Source organism: Aureispira sp. CCB-QB1 (assembly GCF_000724545.1).
Taxonomy (GTDB): Bacteria; Bacteroidota; Bacteroidia; order Chitinophagales; family Saprospiraceae; genus Aureispira.
Map to the genome: position 1 here is coordinate 1 of NZ_JHBV01000059.1, position 1215 is coordinate 1215.

Here is a 1215-nt window from a genome sequence, read left to right on the forward strand (position 1 = left end):
TCCATTGCTTTGGTGGTTATGATTGAGGTCATCAAACGAGAATCAACCGATGATGTGATGAAGGGCTTATTTCAGTACAAAGAGGTAGAACGTTTTTCTGCTCTCTTGGCAATCGTAGCGGTTGGAGCGAGTATTTACATTTCGATAGAAGGCGCTAAAATTCTCCCTTCCCTACTGGTCGAAGAAGCGACTCCTCAAGCACCTATTTTAAAATCTTCTGAAAGGATTGTTTCTGATTATGATAATCGAATGGCAGCGCTCGAGATGCAACGGGATAATTTTCGGAATACCAGGTTGTACAAAGGGCGTTTGGCTCGAAAGGATTCTAAAGTGGTGCAAGAATACAATGAAAAGATTGAAGCGACTCAAGCACAAAAAGACGCTGCTCTAGCGGCTCTTTTACTCGAGAACCAAGTCATCGAACAAAAGGCATTGGAGGATTTTGAATCTAGGAAATCTACTATGACTTTGGAGCGAGAAAAATTGAGTACACAATTGGTTCGAGCAGCCATTGGTTTTGAGTTGTTATTTCTGCTTTCGATGGGCTTTTCTTGGTGGTATTATACCGAATGTGAGAAGGAGAAAAAGGAAGGGAATATTGCTCAAGTAGCAGCTGCTTATACTCCTTCTTCAGTTCAAGAGGAAGAAAAAATCCAAGTTCCAGAAGATGCTCATCAAGCTCCTAGCATCAATAAAATAGGCTTCATTAATTATGAAGAAGTGGAACAAAAACAACTTCAAGAAATAGAAAAAGTAAAGAAGGAATATACTCGTATTTGCCCTCAATGTGGTACGGGTTTTATTCACAAATCCCACAACCATACTTATTGTACTCGTAGCTGTATGCTTGAGGCTCGAGAACAACGAGCAGAATGAGAAGCCCTATTTTACGAAGAATTACTGCAGTAGTAAAACACCAAACTGCTGCAGTAAAATAAATGATATTATTTTATTCAAACACCGATAAACACTAGTGTACTGCAGCAGTAAAAAAAATACTGCTGCAGTAAAAAACTATCTTTTATGGTCAAACAAAACGATGTTTCTATACTGCAGCAGTTGCTTAAAAAACTACAGCAGAAATTAGAAAAAGAACAGCAAAAATTAACTCAAATGAAAGGAAGTAAGAATCCTTTACAATTGCTTTGTCAAGAACAACAAATTTGCTTGTTAAAAACAAAAATTAAAAGCACTCAAACTTATTTGCAGCAGTCC

The 1215-nt window shown here is 37.8% G+C and carries 2 protein-coding genes; both read left to right on the forward strand.

The window, feature by feature from the left end:
- Window positions 1-876, forward strand: an 876-nt coding sequence (locus tag CG11_RS30505) for a hypothetical protein (RefSeq protein WP_197043951.1), incomplete at its 5' end; no start/stop codon positions are given.
- Window positions 877-1023: 147 nt separating this feature from the next.
- The coding region (locus CG11_RS26095) for a hypothetical protein (protein ID WP_156039909.1) at window positions 1024-1215 on the forward strand (192 nt) is incomplete at its 3' end.